Below are 21818 nucleotides of genomic sequence, written 5' to 3' on the forward strand. Positions count from 1 at the left end.
CGGATGGCAGGCCGGGAAGCCAGGCCGCCGGACGCGAGGCGGCGGGAGGGCGACGATGGGCGTGGGTGGGAGCGGCAGCTACGGGGAGTCGGGCCGGCGTCCGTCCAGTCGTACGCCTCGATGACGGCGGCGGGCCGGGCCGTCGGCCGCCTCCTGCCGTCCTTCGGCCTGCCGAATCTGGTCGGCGAGGCGTCCCGGACCGTGGGCTCGGCCGCGACCCGGCTGGCCCGGACGGCCGGCCTGACCCGGCGTCGGGTCTGGTCCCGGCCCGGCCGGCACCACATCGAGGTGCACGGTGTCTGCCAAGACGGCGGTGACCGGCTGGCCCGGCAGGTGGAGGGCGCGCTGGAGCGAATGCCGGGGGTCGCCTGGGCCCGGGTCAACGCGCCGTCCGGCCGGGTGGTGGTGGCCGTGCGGGCACCAGAACCGAAGCTGCCGGACCTGATCGCCACGATCGCCCGGGTCGAGAAGACCTGTGACCACGAGCCCGACCCGGAGATCCCGCCGCCGCACCCACCGGAGGAGGGGCCCCGAACTCCCCGCACCCTCGGTGCGCTCGCCTCGGACGCGTTGGGCCTGACCATCTCGGCGGCCACCCGGATCCTGCCGTTCACGCCGGTGCCCGCCGAGGTGGCCGGGTTGCTCACCGCGGTGGACCTGCAACCCAAGCTGCATGCATTCGCCGCCCGGGGCCTACGCGCCGATCCGCGCGCCGACATCCTCTTTCCGCTCGCCGAAGCGGTGGTGCAGGGCCTGGCCGGAGGCTGGGCCGGGATAGTCCTGGACGGCGCTCAACGCATCGTGCAGTGGGGCGAGGCGCGGGCGCAGCTCGCCGCGTGGGAACGGGCCGAGCCACGGCTGACCGGCGACCCGGAACGCGCCACCGCCCGGTGGCCGGTGGTCGAACGCCCCCGGCCCAAGCCGGACGGCCCGGTCGAGCGGTACATCAGCCGGATGCTGGCCGCCGGCGCGGCGGCTGCCGCTGCCGCGATGCCCTTCGCCGGCCCCAAACGGGCCGCCGCGCTGGGCCTGTCCGCGTTGCCCAAGGCCCCCGGCAGTGGACGCGAGGGGTACGCCGCTCAGCTCGGCCGGATCCTGGCCCGGCGCGGCGTGATCGCGATGGACCGCAGCGTGCTGCGCGAGCTCGACCGGATCGACACGCTGGTGTTGGACGCCGCGGTGCTCGGCTCGGACCGGGGTGTGCTGGCCGACCTGGCCCCGGCGCGGGACGTGGACGTCGAGCAGGTGGCCGAGCGGGCGTTCGCGTTGTTCGACCCGGCTGATCCGGCCGGCTCACGGGCGGCGGACGGCTGGCGGCTCGGGCCACTGGACCAACTGCCCCCCAGCGATCCTGACGACACGCCCGACGGCGACCGGCTGCGGGCGGCCGGTGGTCAGCTGCTCGGCCTGGCCCATGGCGACCGGCTCGCCGCACTGCTCCGGGTCGAACCGGAGCCCGCGCCGGGTGTCGACAGCCTGCCGGCCGCGGCCCGGCAGGCCGGCCTGCGGCTGGTCGTGGCCGGCGGTGACGAGCAGCGGTACGGCTTCGCCGACGCGATGCTGCCCGGCGGGGACCAGTTGACCGACTCGGTACGTGCGTTGCAGCGCGACGGGGCGGTGGTGATGCTGGTGTCCGGGGACCGGTCGGCGCTGGGCGCGTCCGACTGCGGCCTCGGGGTGTCGGCTCCGGAGGAGCTGCCGCCGTGGGGCGCGCACCTGCTGGTCGGCGCGGACCTCCGGACGGTGGCGCTGATGGTGGAGGCGACCGGGGTGGCCCGGCGCATGACCGAACAGAACGTTCGACTGGCCATGGCCGGCACCGGTCTCGGGGCGCTCGGCGCGTTCACCGCCGCCCCGACCCAGTTGCCCGGCCGGTCGATAGGCGCCGTGAACGGCGCGGCCGGGCTGGCCTTCGCGCACGGCGTCTGGCGGGCCCGGCGGCTGCCGGACCGGTCGGACACTCCGGCGCCGGTGGCGACCGCCTGGCACCTGATGCCGGTCGGCGCCGTTTTCGGCCGGCTCGGCACCGGACCGGACGGGCTGGACAGCGCTGAGGCGCAGCGCCGACAGGACGGGCAGGGCCCGAGCGGCGACCACGCATCCGAAAGCGGTGGTCTGCTGCGTGCCTTCGTGGACGAGCTCGCGAACCCGCTCACCCCGGTGCTGGCGGCCGGCGCGGTGCTCTCCGCGTCGTTCGGCTCGCTGGTCGATGCCGCGCTGGTGGGCGGCGTGGTCGGCGGGTCCGCCCTGATCGGGGCGGTGCATGAGCGAAACACCGAACGGTCGCTGGCCGAGCTGCTGTCCCGTTCGGCGGTGACCGCCCGGGTCCTCCGCGACGGCGCCGAGCGGGTGGTCGCCGCAGAGGACCTGGTCCTCGGGGACGTCATCACCGTCGAGCCGGGTGACTCGGTGCCCGCCGACTGTCGGGTGCTCGAATCGGTGGGGCTGGAGGCGGACGAGTCGTCGCTGACCGGCGAGTCGCTGCCGGTCGCCAAGACCGACCGGCCGGTGGTCGCCGCCGCCGTCGCCGACCGGCACTCGATGCTGTACGAAGGCACCACCGTCGCCGCCGGACACGGCACCGCCGTGGTGGTGGCCATCGGCACCGACACCGAGGCCGGGCGCAGCCTGGCGCTGGTCCGGCAGGCGCCACCGACCAGCGGGGTGGAGGCCCGCCTGAGCTCGTTGACCAGCGCCGCCATCCCGTTGGCCGCCGGCTCGGCGGTGGCGGTGGCCGGCGCTGGCCTGCTCCGGGGCGTACCACTGGCCGAAACGGCGGCGACCGCCGCGAACCTCGCCGTGGCGTCGGTGCCGGAGGGGCTGCCGTTTCTGGTCAGCGCGGCGCAGCTGGCCGCCGCCCGGCGGCTGGCCGAGCACGGGGCGCTGGTTCGCAACCCGCGCACCATCGAGGCGTTGGGTCGGGTGGATGTGCTCTGCTTCGACAAGACCGGCACCCTCACCGAGGGTCAGTTGCTGCTCGCCGGGGTCGGCGACGGCGTCGGTGACCGGTACGCGGCGGTGGACCGGCTGGACGATCGCCTCCGGTTGACGCTGGCTGCGGCGCTGCGGGCCACTCCCGCCGCAGCCGATCCGGAGGAGTTGGCGCTCCAGACCGACCGTGCGGTCCGGCGGGGCGCCACGGTGGCCGGGGTGGTGGAGCAGACCGGCGCCGCAGGGTGGCGGGCGGCGGGCGGGCTGCCGTTCGAGCCGTCGCGCGGCTACCACGCGAGCATCGGGGAGACCGACGGTCACCTGCTGTTGAGCGTCAAGGGGGCACCGGAGACGGTGCTGCCGCGCTGCTCGGCCCGGCGCAGCGATGGCCACCAGGAGCCGCTGGACGACGCCGGCCGGGCGGAGCTGCAACGGATGCTGGCCGACCAGGCCGGGGCCGGGCATCGGATCCTGGCCGTCGCCGAGTGCGAGGTGGACGACCCGAAGGTCACCGACGGGGACGTCCGGGCCCTGACCTTCGTGGGTTTCCTCGCCCTCGCGGACGGGGTCCGGGAGAGCGCCGCCCCGGCGGTACGCCGGATCCGGCAGGCCGGCGTACACACCATCATGATCACGGGGGACCATCCGGCCACCGCCGAGGCCATCGCCGCCACCATCAGTGAGCACGACGAGCAGCGGGTGGTCACCGCGGGCGAACTCGACCAGTTGGACGACGAGACGCTCGCCGAGCGGTTGGCCAACACCGACGTGGTGGCCCGCTGCACCCCGGCGCACAAGGTGCGGATCATCCAGGCGTTGCAGAAGTGCGGGCGGACCGTGGCGATGACCGGTGACGGCGCCAACGACGCTCCGGCGATCCGGCTGGCCGACGTCGGGATCGCCCTCGGCCAGCGGGGCACCCCGGCGGCCCGGGCCGCCGCCGACCTGGTGGTCACCGACGACCGACTGGAGACCATCATCGCCACCCTGGTCGAGGGGCGGGCGATGTGGTCGTCGGTGCGGCACGCGCTCAGCATCCTGGTCGGCGGCAACCTCGGCGAGATCGCGTTCAGCGTGCTCACCGCCGCGGCGACCGGCCGCTCCGCGCTCACCGGACGGCAGTTGCTGCTGGTCAACCTCCTCACCGACCTGGCGCCGGCGCTCGCCATCGCGATCCGCCCGCCCGCGGCGGACCGCACTGACGGCCTGCTCCGGGAGGGCCCGGACGCCTCGCTCGGAGAGACGCTCACCAGGGAGATCGGGCTGCGCGCGGCGGCCACCACGCTGGGCGCGACCGCCGGCTGGACGTTGGCCCGGTACACCGGCCGCCGTCAGCGGGCCGGCACCGTCGCGCTGGTCTCCCTGGTCGGCACCCAGCTCGGCCAGACGATCCTGGCCGGCGGCACCAGCCCGGCGGTGCTGGCGTCCACGGCGGCGTCGCTGGGGGTGCTGGTCGTGGTGGTGCAAACGCCGGGGGTGAGCCAGTTCTTCGGCTGCACCCCGCTCGGACCGGTCGGCTGGACCATCGGGGCCGGGTCCGCGCTCGGTGCCACCTTCGCCAATGGCGCGCTCACCAAGCTGGTGGAGCACCTGCCGCAGGCCCGACCCGACCACGGTGGGGCGAGCTGATCCGAGGGCTGACCGTGCCCGACCACGGGGGTCTTCCGCTCACACCTGGCGCACCTTGTGGACGGGCGGCGACAACCGACCGCAGCAGGCACCGGCATTCAGCATCCACTCAATGGTCTGACCGATGTCGCCGAACGCCGCCACGGGTGACTGCCCCCACAGTTGTGGACTGATCAGTTCCCTACCTCTATGGTTGTCGCATGGGCAGGCCAAGGACGTTCGACATCGACACGGCGGTGAACCGTGCGATGGAGTTGTTCTGGCGTCAGGGGTTTGAGGCGACCTCGACGGAGGATCTCGTGGAGGGCCTCGGAATCGCCCGCGGCAGCCTGTACAAGGCGTTCGGATCCAAGGAGCAGCTCTACGCGCTGGCGCTTCGCCGTTACTGCCAGCGCCACGCGGCCGGGCTGATCGAGGTGTTGGACCGGGCGGAGCAGGTGCGTCCTGCGCTCCGGGCAGTGCTCCTGGAGCTGGTGGAGACCGACCTGGCCGATCCGGAGCTGGGCTGCCTGCTGGTCAACGCGACCACGGAGCGCTCGGCGCATCCGGAAACGGTGCAGCAGGTTTCGCGCACGATGGGTCAGATCGAGTCGGCCCTGGCCGGGGCGTTGGAGCGGGCGCGGGTCCGCGGTGAGATCGCGGCGGACAAGAAACCGCAGGAGCTGGCCCAGTTCCTGACCACGTTCCTGCAGGGTCTCCGGGTGATGGGTAAGGCCCGCGCGGATCGAGCGTTCCTCGACAACGCCGTGGAGGTCGCTTTGGGCGCCCTCGACTGACTTTTTGCTGCCCGAATTAGGAACAGATCAGTCAACAATCAGGAGTGGTAATGAATCTCGAACTGCAGGGCAAGGTCGCCATCGTCACCGGCGCAAGCAGGGGCATCGGTCTCACCACCGTGGCGGCATTGCTCGACGAGGGTGCGCACGTGGTGGCGAGCAGCCGCACGAGCACGCCGGAGCTCGACGCCCAGGCTGCGCGCGGGGCCACCGTGGTGCTGGCCGACATCACCGACGCGGATACCCCGCAGCGGCTCGTCGACGCCGCGCTGTCGACGTACGGGCGACTGGATGTGCTGGTCAACAACGTTGGTGCCGGCAGCGTCCGGTCAGGATTCCTCGACGTCGACGACGCCGAGTGGGCACGCGTGTTCGACGTGACGTTCTTCAGCGCCGTACGCACGAGCAGGGCGGCCCTGCCCGCCCTGCTGGACAACGGCGGAACGATCGTCAACATCAGCAGCATCAACGCCCGGCTGCCGTTCCCGATGGTGGTCGATTATTCGGCGGCGAAGGCGGCGGTCGCCAACCTGACCAAGACCCTGTCGGAGGAGTTCGCACCGCGCGGTGTCCGGGTCAATGCCGTCTCGCCCGGCCCGGTGCGGACCCCGTTCTGGACCGGGCCCGACGGTTTCGCCCACGCCGTCGCCGCCAGCGCGGGTGTCACCGCCCAGCAGGCGCTCGACGAGGTCGTGCCGCAGAGCATGGCGATCAGCACCGGCAGGGTCACCGAGGCCGGCGAGGTGGCCGACCTGGTGCTGTTCCTTGCCTCCGCCCGCTCCGCCAACACCACCGGTTCCGAATTCATCCTCGATGGCGGCCAGGTCAAGACCCTGTAACCACGGCTGTCCCTCAGGACGTGGACATCGCGGCCAGGCAGCGCGTGCTGCCTGGCGCCGCGGAAGGTGCCGTGACCGGGATTGAGATCAACCGAGGAAAGTGCTGGTGGAGCCCAGGGGACTCGAACCCCGTGCCGCGGGCTCTCCGCGCGCCTGGACGTTTGTGTACCCGGCGGCAAGCCGCGGAGCGGCGCGGCAGCCGAGCGCCCTGACATCGCCGACGGCCGGGCACGCTGGCGCTCGTCACGGCCCAAATTGCTGCTACTCACGACCAATCCGACGCCTGGCGCGAGATTCAAGGACCCCGTAGGTGACCATTAGAGCCAACGCGGCCAGTAACAGCACAGCACTGATCAACGGCTCGGAGTGCGCCAGGTGCTGGGCGTGACCTCCGTGAGGTTTCCCAGCCCCAGCAGAGCGTAGAACCCCATGCACGCTGCCCCTGCGGCCCACAGCAGGGGGTGATGCACTGTCCGCCCGAACAGCCGAACCGTTGACGCACGTCGGCTGCTGATGACCACCCAGGCAGCACACCCGACCACGGCGACAGCGGCGCTGGCGAGCAGGATGTCCACGGCCGTTGCGCCCGCCTCGTAGGTCGTCACGGGCATCACGGTAGCGGTGGCACACAGCTGCCAGCCTCGGGCATATGGACAGCCGTCGCCTTGTGCGGCGCGTCATGGAACTGCTCGGGCGCTCCACGATCCGGATGACGGCCGACACCTACGGGCACGTCCTGCCCGCGCGGGCTCGTCACGCTGCCTCGGCATCGATCGGGTGCTGGGCGAGGAAGGGACGGCGTGACCGCTTGGCTGTGATCGGGACCCTAGATCAACCAAGGAAAGTGCTGGTGGAGCCCAGGGGACTCGAACCCCTAACCCGGGAGGCCGTGGCAGATCCACTGAAAGTGGACCTGTCGGCCCCCTGGCCTGGTTTGCGGTCCTCGACATCTCTCGACCTTTCGCGTGCATTTCCGCTGTCGTCTGTGCCAGATCTGTGCCCGATGATCTTCGGATACGCCCTTGGTACCCACGGGCTCACCGGTCGTGTGTCAGCAACTCCGGCGCATCGCTGGCCGCGCCCCCCTCGAACACCGCTCCATCAGCAGCGCCAGGGCGCTGCCCTGCAAAGGCAAGTGACGGGCGTTGAATGTCGTTGACGAGTGGCAACACTTGTCGCCCTTGCTCGGCGGACCATCACCTCCTGCCAAGGGTTAGCAACAATCGACGCCGCTTTTCGCTGACGGCGCTAGCCCCTATCACAGCCCCATGACGGGTTCTCTAAACCCTTACTACTGCTGAGTAGTGGAAAAACAGCCGGTCGTCTACTCACAAGGACCGAAACATTCTTGTGCACAGGGTGTGGATTGCGTTTTAGCTGCTCACACCGCCTTCCGGAACTCAGGCTCTCCTTGTTGCCCACAGGATGTGCACAGCTAGCACACCTGTCCGGATGCCCCTATCCACAGGTTGTCCCGAGGCTTGTCCACTGCCCATGTTGGACTCAGTGCTGATCGAGTGCTTCGATTTGCACCAGGAGGACTTACACGGATGTAGCCAAGCCCCGTCCCTGCTCACAGGGACTGACATAAGGCCCGTGTAGAACCTGCATAGACACGGAGCGGCACCCGCCTAGGAACGGGTGCCGCATCGAACTCCGTGACGGTCCGCTAGCAACGCACCAGGTAAGGAGAACGAGTGCCCAGGCTATCAAGCAGGGATGAAGGGACCAAGCGAAGCGTTGACCAGCACACGCACCGCATCGGCTACCTCACGGCCGTAACGGCGCTGGTCACAGCGGTGGCGACGCTCCTTGCCGCCACCGCGACCCTCGCCGCGCTGTTCATCGCCTGACCGCTCAGGGGGCAGGTGGGATGCCCTGCTTGCCCCCTCGTCTCGCGGAGGTTAACGGGCCCGCTTGCGACGGGCCGTATCGATCAACCACAAACGGAGACCACGATGAACGAACCCGCCCCGACCTTCTCCGCCGACTGGCACGCACGCCGCGCCGAAGAACTCGTCGACCTTGCTTGCTCCGCTTCGATGGCGGGCTGGTTCAAGCGCGGCCGGCGCCGGGACCTGCTGGCAGTCGCTGAGGTCCACGCCACCCTCGGCGCGTCCGCAGTGCCATCCGGCGATCACGTGGAGCGTCTGGCGATCGCCGAAGCCGAAGCCTCCGCAGCTATGGCCCAAGCCGCCGACTTGATAGAGCAACTCGACGGTGTGGAACGGGCGTTGCGCGACTACGGTCAGGATCTCCTCGCTGACGGCCGCACGTCGGCAGAGGCGGTGGAGGCGCTGATGGGCAAGGTGTTCAACGACGAGCCGTTGGAGGACCCGACGGTGAGCCGTACGTCTCGTCGTTAGCCCGAGGACAACTTAGGCATCCTCGTCGACGGCCACCCTCAGTGCTGACTGCATCTCCTTGATTGCCATGCCCAGCTCGACCACGGCGGGGTTGTCCTGATCAAACCAGCTGTGGTGTTCGTTTCGGTTAACGTCCCCTTCGGACCACTCCCAGCGAAGGAGTTCCATCGCTCGGACCAGAGCGATCCAGGTTTCACGCACCTGAGGGGTGGTATACAACTTCACGCGTGCTGTGAGTCGATCCGGATGTTGAAGGTCGGGCACCTGAACTCGGCGCTCGCTGTACTCGTCAGTCGCGGCCTCCAGGGCGGACTGCTCGCTCTGCGTGTACTCGGCCAAGTCCACGTAGAGGGCAGTCCGGCGTTCGCGCTGCCGCGCAAGACGCTCGCGTTCATAGCGGACCTGGTCCAGCTCACGCTCGCGTTCCCAGCGGCGATCCTCGCGCTTCCTCGTGGCCCGTTGAGTAACCGCGGTGCCTGCCAAGGCACCCACAATGCCGAGAACGCCGGCGGCAAGAGGGACCCAGAGTGCTACTTCGGTCGCGCCCACCCGGCGATACTCCCGTAGGCCAGGGCAACTGTCACGTTCAGGTGGATCGGTCATCAGCTTGGGAACCGGGTTGATCGACGTCGCTTGAGACTGCGTCACCTGGCAGAAGAGGGGGAGAGGGATGCGTTGCCGTGCATCACCTCGCCACCCTCGCCCTGTGTTGACCGCTACAGCGGGCACGGAACGGGCACGCCAGGTTGTGCCACGCCTAGTCCTGCGGCGGGAAGTCCGCCCGATCAACGACGTTGAGCCGCTGGAACTCGCGCCTCGTAAGCTGCACGTGCATCACCTTCATGCAGCGGACTACGTCTTCCAAGGAGACGTTGTGCAGCTTGAACTCGGTGACCGGGACCGATCCCTGTTCGGCCTCCAGGGCCTTCAACCCGTCGTAGTTGTCGGGGGTGACATTCGCCCGATCGAGTGCATAGACGGAGACCTGCCAATCGGACGGCGCTCCGTGACTAAATGCATGCACATCGATGGCCAAGATGGACCACTTGTCATGATCGAGCCCGGCGAGCTTGTAGAGGTTGCCAGCCCCCTTAATGAAACTGTCCTCTGCGGCTGCCGACCCGACCCAGTCCTTGTAGGTCGTGCCCGCAGGCTCCAAGATCTGCTCTTCCACCATGCCCCCTGGAGTGCATTGTAAATAACGAAGGCGGTCCATGCCGTGACGCGACGGCATGGACCGCTTGAAGCTATACCGGACGGCTAGAACTCAGCCACGGCCGCTCTTGTTCTTCGACGGATCGACGAGCTTCCAAGGTCCGCCCTTCGGGGTGGGGGGAAGCTTCGTGCCCTTCGGGACCGTCGTTTCGTTACCGCCCTTGGCCGGCCGGTACTGACCGGACTTCGGGGCAGCCTTCCCGGGGTTGAGCGGGTTCGACTTCGCCATCTGAGTCACCTCCTCTCCGAGCTGCGGGGCAACTCGGAGAGGTCGCCCCTCGCGTCGGAAGGCGACACCCTGCTACAGTCCGAACTCTCGCGAAGTACCGGACCTGGTGAGTGCCCGACCTGGCACTCGCCAGGTCTTTCATGCTGCTGGGAGAGACGCTAGGGCTACGAGATCTTCGACGCAAGCCCCACTCGCCGCAGCGGGTTACATCGGCTTGATTCCACAACATCTAGGGGTCGTCGAGTCGAGCCTGTGGATATGTGGGTATCTGTGAAGAGTTATCCACAGCCCCCGAGGAAGCGGCGTGGGAACACGTGTTCGGCATTGATGTTTGGGGAAGTTTGCCCTGATATCACGGTGTGCGAGACTGGCGCTACATCTTCGTCCATTGTGTGCGAACTTGTGGGGTGCCTGTGGACAGTCCTGAGCGACAAGGGCAAACGCAACGATAGATCACGATGTAGTGACCTACGCCACTAATAGTCGCAGCAGGGCTGCCGGCCGCCCGATTGATCGTCGCTGGAAACGTCTTCCCCGCCGTCCTGACGTCAAGTAGGCATCGACATCAGGACGGGCGCTGACCCGGCAGCGGCGCGACGAGGCGGTGGTGGGGATGCGGCGCGTGTAACCCGGGCAGGCCCCCGCCTGCCGGCAACGCCGGCCCGAGGGGTCGCAGAGGCTCCGAGGTCAAGGGCGGCCCGTAGGGCCCGTCGCGCAGCGATGCGAAGCACCCTTGAGGTCGGAGGGGCGGCCCCGCATCCTCCGCGCCGCATCCCCACCACGGCCGGCGGTGACCCGCCCTACGGCGCGGCGGTGCGACGGCCGCCGCGCCCGGCCGGCTGCCGGCCCGCGAACCTCAACCACTCACGTCGCTACCGTCTGCGGCGGCCTCGGGCTTCCCGCTCTCCGCGCCAGCCGACGGGCGTTCTGCGTGGCCGGCGTGGAGCGATAGCGGAGCGTCGGACGCGCGCCCAGGCGGCGGCGCGTGCGGCCCGTTCAGGGCCGCCTTGAAGACGTACAGAAACTTTGCACAACATCGCCGGCAGTCCGGCTGTCCTCCGTCGGCTGATGTGCGACAGTCGTCCGCCAACTGATCTGCGACGTCCGCGCGGATCGCGGCATGAGCGTGCACCGGATCTGCGCGTCGCTCTCTCATGCAGCTCATGAGCTGAGCCGACAGGTCCAAGCTCGACCCGTACGGCAAGGACGTCCAGGTTGAGCGCGCCGCGGAGGCCAAGCGTCGCCGCGGCAGTATCTAATGATCCCGGCGGTCAGCTTTCTGGCGGCGTTCTCGCGCACGGTGGTTCAGGCTACGAGCAGGCGGAGACCGAGCTCTGCCGTGTCGAGGGCGACGAGGTCGCGGTTGCGCTCGGCCCACCGGCCTGAGGAAAGGTCTTCGCGGAGTGTGCTGACTGCCCGTTGCTCAGCCTGCGGTCCGACTCTGGTCCATACCGAAACCGCGCGGCGCACATGTTCGTCCAAGTACGCCTCAGGCCGGCGCCAGTGTGCCTCGAAGAAGCCGTCAGCGCAGTCCCACGGGACGAGCACCGGCTCCGCGCGTCCTCCGATCGCGCGGGTCAGGTCGGCCAGGGACGGCCAGCCGACGAGGAGGTCTGCGAACTCAGGTAAGTAGTCGCGGGTGAGCCAGAACCGCTGACGCCAGCCGGTGTCATCGGCGTCGTACGTGAACACCACCACGCGGCGGGCCACACGCCGCATCTCACGCAGCCCGGCGACCGGGTCCGGCCAGTGATGAACGGTGCTGACCGCCATCGCGGCGTCAAAGGACTGGTCCTCGAACGGCAGACTCTCCGCAGCGGCGGCCACGCACGGCGCCGCGCCCGCGGGACGCTGCGCCCGCATGACCGCCGACGGTTCCACCGCCGTGACGTCGCGGTCGGGGGGTTCGTAGGAGCCGGTGCCGGCCCCGACGTTCAGTACCGTTCGTGCGTCCCCCAGCGCATCCCAGATGCGCGCGGCGATCCGTGGCTCGGTGCGCCGCGTCGCTGGGTACGCGGATCCGATGGCGTCGTACAACTGCGCGCCGAACACTTTCAGTTGCTCCTCTGGCGTCGTCCTGATCCCCATTGCTCGTGCCTCCAGTTCCCTGTCTATGGCCGTCACCATGGCGGCAGCGCGGTCGCGCTGGTCCATCAGCAGGCCGCGCAGCCGGCACAGGTGCGCGACTGCGTCGGTGGCCGGATCGTCAACCAGATCCGCGATCTCCCGCAATCCGAAGCCGAGCCGCCGGTAGGCGAGCACCTCCCGGAGTCGCTCCACGTCGCCCGGGGAGTAGGCCCGGTGCCCAGCCGCGGTCCGCGTGGACGGCTCAAGGAGGCCGATCTCGTCATAGTGATGCAGTGTGCGGACGCTGACGCCGGCCAACTCCGCCACACGCCCCACGGTCAGGTGCTCCTCCACGTCACCGACTATGTGGCATGACGCCGCGTGAGGAGCAAGCGCTTCGCTGCTGACATGATCGAGTTTCCGCTCATCGGCAGAACCGTGCGTTCACGCTCCGCCGACCTGCCGCTAGGCCCTAGACCCCTGTCGCACATCACCTGGCGGAGGTGCGTAGCGGATCAGTTGGCGGATCACACGCCGGCAGTCCGGCCGGCTTCCTGTCCGCGCTGTCCAAGTCACCAGCCGCGAGGTGCGTCACGAAGCGCGGTCGAAAGCTCGGTCATCTGGCGGATGACCGCGTCTGCGCCAACTTGGGTAAGCGCCTCGCTCTTCCCTGGCTTGTTCGCGTAGCCGATGCTGCCGACGCCTGCTGCTTGCGCGGCTTGGATGTCGGTCGTGGAGTCGCCTACGAGGACACACGTCGCTCGCTGGGCCTCATCCCCTTCCAAGGCAAGGTCCAGTAGATGCCTATCCGGCTTGAGTAGTTCCGGGTTCAACCCCTCGTACCGGCCGATGACAGCCTCAAAGGAGTCCAGCAAGCTGTGTGACTTCAGGTAAGCTACGACAGCTTCGCGCGAGTTGTTGCTTACGACAATCAGCGTTCTCCCTGTCGCTAGCGCGGACTCGATCACGTCATCGACGCCAGGCGTGGGGATCGCTGTCTTTGCGGCTGCGCACTCAGCGGCACGGAATGCCGCGTCCACCTTGCCGAGCACCGTGGTCGAATACAAGCGGCCAGTGATTCGGAGAACCTGTAGAGGATCCCGCTCGCCGATCAGTGCTGGGGCGACAGGTTGTCCCAACTCTTCGAGCAGGTCTACAAGTTCCTGTGCGATTTGAGGTGCAGGATATTCGGCAAAGATGTCGCAGACTGGGCCGTCAAAGTCAAGGAGCAAAATCCTGGCCCTGCTGGCCACCAAGGTAAGGCTTTGCGCCTCGACGGCGCTCATAGCGCGTAGGTCCGCGCTACGTTGTCCCATACGCTGTTGAACCATGTCTGCGCCTGGCTTACGTACTCAGCGCCGAGCGCCCCGCCTTCATCATCAATGGAGACGTGGAAGAGGGTGGCGTCCTTTCCCATGACGTCATTGATCGAAACCTGCTGCTCCTTGATGGTGACAGCGTGTTGCACGACGGGGTAAAAGCCGAAAAAGGCTTCTACCCCATTCAAGACGTATAGCTTGAACTGAGGCGCGGTGACCTGAGTCCGAATCTCGACTCTCGCGGATCGTATGAGACCGAGTGCAGCTAGTTCGCCTACAGACTCAGCGACCGCTTCGGCATGCCGACGGACAATCCGTTCCGCTCGGGCACGTACGGCGGGGTCGTCCATTCCGTCGGCAGCTCGTGACGGCACTCCCGTAGGCACACTCAGGTCAACCAACAGCATCCGGATGGTCACCGACTCTGGCGCGAGTCTGCCTGCGCGGATCTTGTCGAGCGGCTCTTGCATGGCCCCGTGCAGCGTTTCGCCGGAGAAGCCCGCAAAGTCGATGGTCACGTTGGGGCTGGCGAAGGCGGCTTCTATGTGAGGGCGTAGCCCGACCGGCCGCTCTGTCTGCGCCCGCACGTATGAGCCGCTCCCCTGCCGCGAGAGGATCAGACGCTCTCGGCGTAGTACATCAAGCGCGTTCTTCACTGTCTCCCGCGCTACTCCGTACCTTGCCGCAAGGGCCGGCTGCGAAGGCAGTTGGTCGCCAGGGCCCAGCCTCCCGGTGAGGATCGCGGCCCGCAGCACCCCAGCAATCTGCTGGGACTGAGGCCGAGAGTCGTCCGGGTCCAGGTCCGCCAGCTGGTCAGGCTCCATCGTCATGCCACAAGGATAGAGCCTGACTAGCCAGGTCGGAAAAATCCCGCGCCAAGGTGTTGCTTGGCTAGCCAGGCCGGTCTATGTTTGACATGGCTAGCCAAGCTAGCCGGAACCGCGCGAAAGCGCCTCAGACACAGGAGGTCTGTTGTGAAGCTGTACGTGGACACCACGAGCAAGCAGGTGACGGCGTCGAAGGACCCGGAGCCGAAGAACGACCAGAACGGCAATCAGAAGTCCGAGAAGAACACGGGCCGGCTCATGTGGTCCACCCAGGTCTTCGTGCTCGACGAGAACGGCGGGGAGGTCATCACCATCACCACGGCGGGAGAGAAGCCGAGCGTGAAGGTGGGCGACTTCCTGGCCGTCGAGCAGTTGGAGGCCATTCCGTGGGCGACCAACGGGCGCAACGGCGTCGCGTTCCGGGCGGTCTCGCTGAAGCCGAAGACTGGTTCCCCGGCTGGCAAGTAGGTCCCTCGCACGACGTGCTGTGTGAGCCACCTGGTGTCCGTGGCAATCGAAGCGGCCTGATGGTCCGCTGAACTCAAAACTGCATACGGCCCGGGAACGATTCCGATTCCAACGTTCCTGGTCCGGTCACCACCTGCGGTGGTGGCACCTCGCAAGAGCTGGCGCGGGGTCGGTACCGATTCCTACATCTGCCGACCCCGTGCCCTCCAACTCATCCGACCCAATGTGCTTGGGAGGACTCGTCGTGTCCAAGTCTAGCCCCCGCCGCTTCGGCGGCAGGTCAACCGGAACGGTGACGGTCATCGAGGCCAAGGTTCACCGTTCCTCCGCGCGTAACGCCAAACTGGCGTTCATCCTGACGGCGGTCATCGTCGGCCTGCTGTCGGCCGTGGTGGCCGCTTCCTACTGGCACCCCATCGTGGCCCTGATCGTCGGTGCCCTGATCGGCGTCCCGACCGGTGCCGCCGCCTGGCTGCTCATCCGTGTGTGGCCGGTGATCCGGCTGCTGTGGTGGTGGAGCCTGGAAGTGTTCCTCGTAGTACTGCTGCTCACCTGCTGGGTGCAGCTCGCGAACCACACTCCGACCGTGGTGACCCTGCTCGTGGTCGCCCTGGTCGTCGGCGTTCCCGCCGTCATCCGCCCGGTCCGCCGCCAGGTCAAAGCCTGGGGATGGTGCCTCGTGGTGCGCCATCGGCTGCGCGTGTGCTTCGCGCAGTTCATCATCGCCAACCAGTCCGGTTCGCTGCCGCTGATCCTGTGGGCACGCCCCACCCCGGTCGGTGAGCGGGTCTGGGTCTACCTGCGCCCCGGCCTGTCCGCCAAGGACTTGGAAGGCCGCCTCGACAAGATCGCGGTCACCTGTCACGCCTCCACCGTGCTCATCGAGCGCGCTTCGGAGAACAACGCCGCCTACCTGCGGTTCGACATCAAACGCCGTGAGGTGCTGACCGCTCACGTCGGTTCCCCGCTGGTCGACGTGATCGACCCGACCGCACCCGTCTCGGCATCGCCGCTGACGGTCCCCACCGCCCTGGACCTGCCGGACGTGACCACTCCGACGATCACCCTCCCGACCCAGGGCAAGCCGGCGAAGAAGCCGGCCACGACCGCCAACGGCAGCAAGCCCGCGGCTTCCTCGTCGTCCGTGCCGGACGACGACACCTCCGACTGGATCTGACCTACGCCCACCCGGGACGCGAGGGGCCATTGCGGCTCGTTCGTGTGGCTTCTCGCGCCCACCAACGCCCAAGGAGGGCACCTGATGACCACCACGATTCCCACCACTGCGGATGCGGTGCCGGTGGGTCCTGGCCTGTCGATGTTCGACCCGATCTTCATCGGAATCGACGAGTTCGGCCAACCCGTCTACCTCGACGTCATCTACCGCAACCTGCTCACCGCAGGCGAACCCGGCGGCGGCAAGTCCGGCCTGATCAACAACATCTGCGGCCACGCCGCCCTGTGCGACAACACCCGCCTCGTGCTCTTCGACGCCAAACTCGTCGAACTCGGCCCCTGGCGCGACCTCGCCGACGCGTTCATCGGCCCCGACATCTACCAGGGCATCGACGTGCTACGTCGTCTCCTGGTCGTGGCCACCAACCGCTACGCCTGGCTGCTGGCGAACCGGCGCCGCAAGCTCGCCGACGGCGACGGCATGTCCGTCATCGTCACCATCATCGACGAACTCGCCATGTACTCCACGGTGCTCGGCACCAAGCAGCAACAGGAAGAGTTCTCCACCCTGCTACGCGGGCTCGTCTCCCTAGGCCGGGCCTGCGGCATGCCTGTCGTCGCCGCGACTCAGCGGCCGTCGTGGGACATCATCCCCGCCAGCCTGCGGGACCTGTTCGGCTACCGGGCCGCATTCCGGTGCACCTCGCTGAACAGCTCGAACATCATCCTTGGCCAAGGCTGGGCCGAGCAGGGCTACACCGCCTCCGACATCTCACCCACCAATCAGGGCGCGGCTTACCTCCTGGCCGAAGGCGGCGTTCCCCGCCGCATCAAGGCCGCTTACCTCACCGACACCGACATCTACAACATCGCCGACTACGCCGCCTGGACCCGCCGCCCCACCGGCGGCAGCAGCGTCCCGGCTGGCTCCCGCATGGATTGGGAGATCGCCGCATGACCGCCATCGGCTACCGCGACCACACCCTGATCGGCCTGCCCGAACAGGTCGCCAACGTCATCCGCAACCACCACAGCGCCGGAACCCTGGTCTCGATGACCGCACCCCGGCCCGTGTCGCCCACCGACCCGCGTATCCGGGTCGCCCTGCGCCTGGTCGACACCACCGCCGGCCCTCGTCCGGTGCGGGTCACCTCCCCGCGCACCCACATCACCGACCGCGCCCGGCCCCGTCGCGTCCGTCGTACCCGGCGGGTCATCGCCATCACCACCGCCGCCGGCACCGTGTTGGCCGGTGTCATCGCCGCCGTCGCCTACCTGGTGGCGTTCCTGGCCGACCACGCTGCCATCATCGCCGGCCTCCTGGCCGTCGCCGCGCTCATCCTCGCCGCCCTGCGCGGCTGTACCGGCAGCGGCAAACGCCACTGCCCCGGCTGCTGACCACCAACAAGAACGGCCGACAGGACCAGATTTCGCCTGGCAGCAGAGCTGGTCCTGCCGACCTCCCACCAACAGCCCCGAAAGGACGTGGCTGCCATGAAGGCTACCCACAACCCACCCACCGCAGCACAGGTCACCCCCGCTGACCTGCTGCGGATGTCTGCCCTCTACCTGCTCCGGCACGGCTGGACCCAGGGCGACTACTACACGATCGTCTTCGACGCCCTCACCCCCCGCGCCTGCATCTCCGGCGCTATCGGCATGGCCGCCTACGGCGTCGCCACTGAACTGCCGTTCTTCACCACCCGGCCCGAGTGCGGCGACTACCGCGCCGCCGCGTACGCGCTGCTCGACTACCTCGGCTTCACCGCATCGTCCGAGCTGTTCGGATGGAACGACCGCCCCGGACGCACCATCGCCGAGGTCATCCACGCCCTCAACGCCGCCGCTGACCGGTGGGACTCCCTCCACACCCAGGGGGGCGGAAACCGATGAGCGCCGTCAAGAAGCCCTTGACGCCGAACCTGCCTCGACAGAAGCGCCGCAATGTGGTCGAGAACGACGAGTTCGCCGCGTTCGGCCGCCGGATCATCCGCGCTCACGGCCGCCGCGTCGCCACCGGTGACGTTGAAGCACTGCGCGACCTGGTCGCCCTCTCATCGGTGATCGACGACGCCATCGGTGAGGCCGTGATCGGCCTTCGTGCGTTCGGCTACTCCTGGGCGGAGATCGGCTCCCGTCTCGGCATCTCCAAGCAGGCCGCCCAGCAGCGCTGGGGAGACAAGCCATGACCGACCTTCGCAGCGTCGACCTTGACAACCTGGCCGACCGCACCGGCATCCGGGTCGAGTTCTACGACCCGCTCGGCACCCGCTACGGGTTCCCCACCTTCCCCTACCACTGCGCCCCGGACGGCCTGGCCACCGTGCGGCAGCTCCGTGCCGCCGGCCTTCGCCCCAACGGCCAAGACCCCATCGCGCAGATCTATTGGCGGCACCGCAAGAACCGTCGGGTCGCCTACCTCTACCGCCTCGACATGGCCGCACCGAAGCGCACCGCCACACCCGCCCAGCGGGAGGCCATCGCCAAAGCGCTTCGCGCCCGCCGGACCTGCCGCGTCTGCGCCCAGGTCAAGCCCTACTACATCCCCCGCCGCTACGGCGAATGCCTCGACTGCCACGAAGGGAACCCGTCGTGAGCTTCAACCTGTCTGACCCCTGCCTGTGGTGCATCGAGCAGAACACCCCTGCCGGCATCCACGACATCCTTGGCCCCGTCTTCACGCCCTGCCCGGCCTGCCTGCCGGTCTGCGGCATCTGTGAGGGCGAGGGACTGTTCCCCGCCGACTTCACCTGCATGCCCTGCTTCCTCAACAGCATGGCCGTCCTCGGCCTGTCCCCGCTGTTCTGCCTCGGCTGCTCCGGCGTCATCGACCTCGTCGACCGCGACCACGCCACGGAGGTGACTCCCCATGGCCACCACTGACCCAGTCACCGTCACTGAGCAGTTCGCCGCCGAGTACGCCCGCAACGCGGTGCCGACGATGCTCAAGGCGATCGGCTCCATCAAGCGCTACAACCGGTTCGTCTTGCTGGGTGCGCTGCTGACCAGCTATCTGCACCAGGCCCACTACCTGTGGGCGCAGAACGCCGGCTACTTCGCCTACCTCGTGCCGCTGATCTTCGACGCCGCCATGGTGTCGATGCTGACCGTCGTCCGCACCTCCGGCATCGCCAAAGACGCCAAACGCGGTGCCCTGGTCGTCTTCGCCGCCGCCGCACTGCTGTCGGCCACCATCAACTTCGCCTCCCCCGGCAGCCTCGGCCTACGCCTGGTCTTCGCCCTGGTCGTCGTCCTCGTCATCGGCGTCGAACTCGTCGCCGGACGCATCCGCCCCGACTTCGCCGCCATCCAAGCCGAAGCCGCCGCCCTCCTCGCCGCCGTCAACGACCTCACCCCGGCACCGGCCGCCGAGCCGACCGACACCCCGGCAACCACGCCGCCCGTCGACACCACGCCGGCACCTGCTCCGGTCGTCGACATCCCGCCGGCACCAGTCCCGGCCGCCATCACGGCACCCACCTTCACCTCAACTCCGGTTGCCCGGCCTGAGGTGCCGGCGCACCTGATGCCCACCGCCCGGTTCGTCATCGGACGCCACGAACAGAGCACCGGCCGACCCATCACCACCGATGAACTCGCCGGCCTGCTCTCGGTCACCCCGGACATCGCCCGGGAACTGCTGCACACCATCACCGGCCACACCCCGGCCGTCAACGGCACCCCCGTCAGCGGTGGTGCCCGATGACCATCCACGTCGTCGACATCGAGCAGGTCACCCACACCTGCCCCGCCTACTTCGAGGCGCACCCCTACGACACCCGACGCACCGTCATCCACGTCATCCCCGGCGGACCCTGCCGGACCCCGGTCACCATCCGCTGCGGCGCGACGACCGCCACCATCGCCTGTCACCGGCACGAACCGGCCGACCGCCAGTGCGGCGCCTGCCGCATCATCGTCACCCAACACACCATCACCACCCGGCACCTCGACGACGTGCCCGCCTGATGGTTTCGACGCTGGACCTCACACCCCGCGCTTCGGCCCGGGGTGTGGGCTCGAACGCCGACACCGCCGGGTTCGTCGGCTACACCGCCGCCGGCTCCGCGTTCACCCGAGCCACCGCCCCCGACTACTTCGGCTGGCTGGAACACGTCCGCGCCGCCGCCGGCTGCACCCGCCCCATCCGCCTCGCCGGGCAGCTCCTCACCGTCGAACCCGCCACCGGCCGACTCCTGGACGCCCGGCACACCGACGCCATGCCCGACGCCGCGATCTACAAGGCGTGCGGCAACCGCCGCGCCACCGCCTGCCCCACCTGCGCTGGCGTCTACCAACGCGACGCCTACCAACTCCTGCGCGCCGGCCTCGTCGGCGGCAAAGGCGTCCCCGCGACGGTGTCCGGGCACCCGGCGGTGTTCGCCACGTTCACCGCACCGTCCTTCGGCCCCGTGCACGTCCGCGCGGTCAAACGGCACACCTGCGCCAACCGCAAACGCTGCGACTGCCGACCCGACCCCTGCCACGCCCGCCGCAGCACCGACGCCACCGCCGGCCTCTGCGCCCACGGTCGCCCGGCCGTGTGCTGGGCACGCCACGAACCGGCAGACGCTGTCCTCGGTCAGCCGTTGTGCCTGGACTGCTACGACCATGACCACCAGGTCGTGTGGAACGTGTTCACCGGGGAACTGTGGCGGCGCACCAAGCAAGCCGCGGAACGCCACCTGGCCCAACTCGCCCGCCGACGCGGCATCCCCCCGACCCGGGTACTCACGGCCTCGGGCAAGGTCCGCACGGTCGCCCCCGTGCGGCTGTCCCATGGCAAAGCCGCCGAGTTCCAGGCACGCGGAGCAGTGCACTTCCACGCCCTGGTGCGCCTGGATGGCGTCGACCCCACCGACCCGACCGCCGTGATCCCACCGCCGGTCGGGTTCACCGCCGCCGACCTCGACGACGCGATCCGCCACGCTGCCGACCAGGTCGACTACACCACCCCGGCCCACCCCGACTATCCCGCCGGCTGGCCGGTCGTCTGGGGGACGCAGCTCGACATCCGTCCCATCAGCCTGACCGGGAGCGGTGAGGTCACCGACGGCATGGTCGCCGGCTACCTTGCCAAGTACGCCACCAAAAGCACCGAGGTAACCGGGCACCGCTCCACCCGTCTCGACCTGGACAGCATCGGCGACTACGCCGACCCCGACGGCGACCACACCGCCCGCCTCATCGACGCCTGCTGGCGCATCGGCCGACCCACCACCACACCCGTCCCGCTCTCGCAGCGGCCCCGGGACCACCGACCCCGGCCCGGCTTCGTGAAGGGGCTGGGAATGCCCCGACTGCGGCACCCACACCCGCTACGCCGCCTGCCCCACCTGCGTCGCCCACCGTCAAGCCGCCCTTGACGCCGAACCCACGAAACCGACCACGGACAACCCTTACGCCCGGCTGCGCAGGTGGGCACACATGCTCGGCTTCGGCGGCCACTTCCTCACCAAAGCCCGCCGCTACTCGGTCACCTTCCAACTCCTGCGCGACACCCGCGTCACCTACCGACGCCACGACGACCAGGACCAGGGCGACCGCGACCCCATCAGGGCCGCCGACCACCCCGACGACACCACCCTCATCGTCGGCACCCTCACCTTCGCCGGCGTCGGCTGGCACACCACCGGAGACGCACTCCTCGCCAACACCGCCGCCGCACTCGCCCGCGCACGACACGCCACCGGCCGCGAAGAACTCGCCCACGAACTCGGCACCACCCCCGCCGGCACCGTGCCGGTCGCCGCCTGACCAGACAGGAGAGCAGTGAGCATGGAAGGAACCAAAACCCCCCGGTTGATCGACCCGCTGTGGACCGTGGAGGACGTGTCCACCTACTTGGGCGTGCCGGTGGCGACTCTCTACCAGTGGCGTTACCGCCGGATTGGGCCGCGTGCCTCCCGGGTCGGCCGTCATCTGCGTTACGACCCCGCCGACGTGCGGACCTGGCTCGACCAGAAGGCGGCCTGA

The 21818-nt window shown here is 68.9% G+C and carries 23 protein-coding genes and 1 pseudogene; 17 read left to right on the top strand and 7 right to left on the bottom strand.

Annotation, left to right across the window (positions count from 1 at the left end; translation table 11 throughout):
* Positions 1-120 precede the first annotated feature (120 nt).
* The 3 genes from ACFYPS_RS14960 (at position 121) to ACFYPS_RS14970 (ending at position 6175) form a co-directional block, all read left to right on the top strand.
* Entirely contained in the window at positions 121-4560 is a 4440-nt protein-coding gene (locus ACFYPS_RS14960; RefSeq protein WP_387325163.1) for an HAD-IC family P-type ATPase, read from the top strand.
* Between the two features lie 200 nt (positions 4561-4760).
* Positions 4761-5336: a TetR/AcrR family transcriptional regulator gene (locus ACFYPS_RS14965; RefSeq protein ID WP_354966367.1), complete on the top strand. Its 576-nt coding sequence runs from the start codon at positions 4761-4763 to the stop codon at positions 5334-5336.
* Between the two features lie 50 nt (positions 5337-5386).
* The gene (locus ACFYPS_RS14970) at positions 5387-6175 is read left to right on the top strand and encodes an SDR family oxidoreductase (protein ID WP_354966366.1); all 789 of its coding nucleotides are present in this window, start codon (positions 5387-5389) and stop codon (positions 6173-6175) included.
* A gap of 353 nt (positions 6176-6528) precedes the next feature.
* Here ACFYPS_RS14970 and ACFYPS_RS14975 read toward each other — a convergent pair whose 3' ends face one another.
* Positions 6529-6780: a hypothetical protein gene (locus ACFYPS_RS14975; RefSeq protein ID WP_387324844.1), complete on the bottom strand. Its 252-nt coding sequence runs from the start codon at positions 6778-6780 to the stop codon at positions 6529-6531.
* Between the two features lie 1092 nt (positions 6781-7872).
* Here ACFYPS_RS14975 and ACFYPS_RS14980 point away from each other — a divergent pair.
* Both ACFYPS_RS14980 and ACFYPS_RS14985 read left to right on the top strand, forming a co-directional pair.
* Positions 7873-8028, top strand: coding sequence for a hypothetical protein (locus ACFYPS_RS14980; protein WP_387324847.1), 156 nt, complete (start codon positions 7873-7875; stop codon positions 8026-8028).
* A gap of 105 nt (positions 8029-8133) precedes the next feature.
* On the top strand, positions 8134-8541 hold the full coding sequence (locus ACFYPS_RS14985; protein ID WP_387324850.1) for a hypothetical protein: 408 nt from the start codon (positions 8134-8136) through the stop codon (positions 8539-8541).
* 12 nt (positions 8542-8553) lie between these two features.
* Here the strand turns inward: ACFYPS_RS14985 and ACFYPS_RS14990 are convergent, their stop codons facing one another.
* From ACFYPS_RS14990 to ACFYPS_RS15015, 6 genes are all read right to left on the bottom strand, one after another.
* On the bottom strand, positions 8554-9090 hold the full coding sequence (locus ACFYPS_RS14990; RefSeq protein ID WP_387324853.1) for a hypothetical protein: 537 nt from the start codon (positions 9088-9090) through the stop codon (positions 8554-8556).
* Positions 9091-9298: 208 nt separating this feature from the next.
* Positions 9299-9718, bottom strand: coding sequence for a hypothetical protein (locus ACFYPS_RS14995; RefSeq protein WP_387324856.1), 420 nt, complete (start codon positions 9716-9718; stop codon positions 9299-9301).
* A gap of 90 nt (positions 9719-9808) precedes the next feature.
* Positions 9809-9985 (bottom strand): hypothetical protein, encoded by a 177-nt coding sequence (locus ACFYPS_RS15000; RefSeq protein WP_387324859.1) that lies wholly within the window; start codon positions 9983-9985, stop codon positions 9809-9811.
* Between the two features lie 1305 nt (positions 9986-11290).
* Positions 11291-12406, bottom strand: a complete 1116-nt coding sequence (locus tag ACFYPS_RS15005) for a MerR family transcriptional regulator (RefSeq protein WP_354967068.1) — start codon at positions 12404-12406, stop codon at positions 11291-11293.
* A 218-nt stretch (positions 12407-12624) separates the two neighbouring features.
* The gene (locus ACFYPS_RS15010) at positions 12625-13338 is read right to left on the bottom strand and encodes an HAD hydrolase-like protein (RefSeq protein WP_354967069.1); all 714 of its coding nucleotides are present in this window, start codon (positions 13336-13338) and stop codon (positions 12625-12627) included.
* Positions 13335-14201: a GntR family transcriptional regulator gene (locus tag ACFYPS_RS15015; RefSeq protein WP_354967070.1), complete on the bottom strand. Its 867-nt coding sequence runs from the start codon at positions 14199-14201 to the stop codon at positions 13335-13337. The genes ACFYPS_RS15010 and ACFYPS_RS15015 overlap by 4 nt, the downstream gene beginning before the upstream one ends.
* A 144-nt stretch (positions 14202-14345) precedes the next feature.
* Between ACFYPS_RS15015 and ACFYPS_RS15020 the strand changes: the two genes are divergently transcribed.
* The 12 genes and pseudogenes from ACFYPS_RS15020 (at position 14346) to ACFYPS_RS15075 (ending at position 21818) form a co-directional block, all read left to right on the top strand.
* Entirely contained in the window at positions 14346-14666 is a 321-nt protein-coding gene (locus ACFYPS_RS15020; protein ID WP_203123010.1) for a hypothetical protein, read from the top strand.
* Positions 14667-14958: 292 nt separating this feature from the next.
* Positions 14959-15843, top strand: a complete 885-nt coding sequence (locus ACFYPS_RS15025) for a hypothetical protein (RefSeq protein ID WP_387325166.1) — start codon at positions 14959-14961, stop codon at positions 15841-15843.
* 84 nt (positions 15844-15927) lie between these two features.
* The gene (locus tag ACFYPS_RS15030) at positions 15928-16800 is read left to right on the top strand and encodes an FtsK/SpoIIIE domain-containing protein (protein ID WP_354967072.1); all 873 of its coding nucleotides are present in this window, start codon (positions 15928-15930) and stop codon (positions 16798-16800) included.
* On the top strand, positions 16797-17240 hold the full coding sequence (locus tag ACFYPS_RS15035) for a hypothetical protein (protein WP_354967073.1): 444 nt from the start codon (positions 16797-16799) through the stop codon (positions 17238-17240). The genes ACFYPS_RS15030 and ACFYPS_RS15035 overlap by 4 nt, the downstream gene beginning before the upstream one ends.
* A 96-nt stretch (positions 17241-17336) precedes the next feature.
* Positions 17337-17735, top strand: coding sequence for a hypothetical protein (locus tag ACFYPS_RS15040; protein ID WP_354967074.1), 399 nt, complete (start codon positions 17337-17339; stop codon positions 17733-17735).
* Positions 17732-18031, top strand: a complete 300-nt coding sequence (locus tag ACFYPS_RS15045) for a hypothetical protein (RefSeq protein ID WP_354967075.1) — start codon at positions 17732-17734, stop codon at positions 18029-18031. The genes ACFYPS_RS15040 and ACFYPS_RS15045 overlap by 4 nt, the downstream gene beginning before the upstream one ends.
* Positions 18028-18438 (top strand): RRQRL motif-containing zinc-binding protein, encoded by a 411-nt coding sequence (locus ACFYPS_RS15050; RefSeq protein ID WP_354967076.1) that lies wholly within the window; start codon positions 18028-18030, stop codon positions 18436-18438. Before ACFYPS_RS15045 ends, ACFYPS_RS15050 begins: the two co-directional genes overlap by 4 nt.
* On the top strand, positions 18435-18725 hold the full coding sequence (locus tag ACFYPS_RS15055) for a hypothetical protein (RefSeq protein WP_354967077.1): 291 nt from the start codon (positions 18435-18437) through the stop codon (positions 18723-18725). The genes ACFYPS_RS15050 and ACFYPS_RS15055 overlap by 4 nt, the downstream gene beginning before the upstream one ends.
* A complete protein-coding gene (locus ACFYPS_RS15060) occupies positions 18712-19548 on the top strand; it encodes a DUF2637 domain-containing protein (RefSeq protein ID WP_387324867.1) in 837 nt (278 codons plus the stop codon). The genes ACFYPS_RS15055 and ACFYPS_RS15060 overlap by 14 nt, the downstream gene beginning before the upstream one ends.
* Positions 19545-19811 (top strand): hypothetical protein, encoded by a 267-nt coding sequence (locus tag ACFYPS_RS15065; protein ID WP_387324870.1) that lies wholly within the window; start codon positions 19545-19547, stop codon positions 19809-19811. The genes ACFYPS_RS15060 and ACFYPS_RS15065 overlap by 4 nt, the downstream gene beginning before the upstream one ends.
* Positions 19811-21599: pseudogene (locus ACFYPS_RS15070) on the top strand (replication initiator). Before ACFYPS_RS15065 ends, ACFYPS_RS15070 begins: the two are co-directional and overlap by 1 nt.
* Before the next feature lie 21 nt (positions 21600-21620).
* A complete protein-coding gene (locus ACFYPS_RS15075; protein WP_354967081.1) occupies positions 21621-21818 on the top strand; it encodes a helix-turn-helix domain-containing protein in 198 nt (65 codons plus the stop codon).

Source organism: Micromonospora sp. NPDC005087 (assembly GCF_042872965.1).
GTDB lineage: Bacteria > Actinomycetota > Actinomycetes > Mycobacteriales > Micromonosporaceae > Micromonospora.

Excerpts from the sequence above, each read along its gene's own strand:
- ACFYPS_RS14960 (WP_387325163.1), top strand. The coding sequence starts at position 121 with ATGACGGCGGCGGGCCGGGCCGTCGGCCGCCTCCTGCCGTCCTTCGGC.
- ACFYPS_RS14965 (WP_354966367.1), top strand. The coding sequence starts at position 4,761 with ATGGGCAGGCCAAGGACGTTCGACATCGACACGGCGGTGAACCGTGCG.
- ACFYPS_RS14970 (WP_354966366.1), top strand. The coding sequence starts at position 5,387 with ATGAATCTCGAACTGCAGGGCAAGGTCGCCATCGTCACCGGCGCAAGC.
- ACFYPS_RS14985 (WP_387324850.1), top strand. The coding sequence starts at position 8,134 with ATGAACGAACCCGCCCCGACCTTCTCCGCCGACTGGCACGCACGCCGC.
- ACFYPS_RS14995 (WP_387324856.1), bottom strand. The coding sequence starts at position 9,718 with ATGGTGGAAGAGCAGATCTTGGAGCCTGCGGGCACGACCTACAAGGAC.
- ACFYPS_RS15000 (WP_387324859.1), bottom strand. The coding sequence starts at position 9,985 with ATGGCGAAGTCGAACCCGCTCAACCCCGGGAAGGCTGCCCCGAAGTCC.
- ACFYPS_RS15010 (WP_354967069.1), bottom strand. The coding sequence starts at position 13,338 with ATGAGCGCCGTCGAGGCGCAAAGCCTTACCTTGGTGGCCAGCAGGGCC.
- ACFYPS_RS15015 (WP_354967070.1), bottom strand. The coding sequence starts at position 14,201 with ATGACGATGGAGCCTGACCAGCTGGCGGACCTGGACCCGGACGACTCT.
- ACFYPS_RS15030 (WP_354967072.1), top strand. The coding sequence starts at position 15,928 with ATGACCACCACGATTCCCACCACTGCGGATGCGGTGCCGGTGGGTCCT.
- ACFYPS_RS15035 (WP_354967073.1), top strand. The coding sequence starts at position 16,797 with ATGACCGCCATCGGCTACCGCGACCACACCCTGATCGGCCTGCCCGAA.
- ACFYPS_RS15040 (WP_354967074.1), top strand. The coding sequence starts at position 17,337 with ATGAAGGCTACCCACAACCCACCCACCGCAGCACAGGTCACCCCCGCT.
- ACFYPS_RS15045 (WP_354967075.1), top strand. The coding sequence starts at position 17,732 with ATGAGCGCCGTCAAGAAGCCCTTGACGCCGAACCTGCCTCGACAGAAG.
- ACFYPS_RS15050 (WP_354967076.1), top strand. The coding sequence starts at position 18,028 with ATGACCGACCTTCGCAGCGTCGACCTTGACAACCTGGCCGACCGCACC.
- ACFYPS_RS15060 (WP_387324867.1), top strand. The coding sequence starts at position 18,712 with ATGGCCACCACTGACCCAGTCACCGTCACTGAGCAGTTCGCCGCCGAG.
- ACFYPS_RS15065 (WP_387324870.1), top strand. The coding sequence starts at position 19,545 with ATGACCATCCACGTCGTCGACATCGAGCAGGTCACCCACACCTGCCCC.
- ACFYPS_RS15075 (WP_354967081.1), top strand. The coding sequence starts at position 21,621 with ATGGAAGGAACCAAAACCCCCCGGTTGATCGACCCGCTGTGGACCGTG.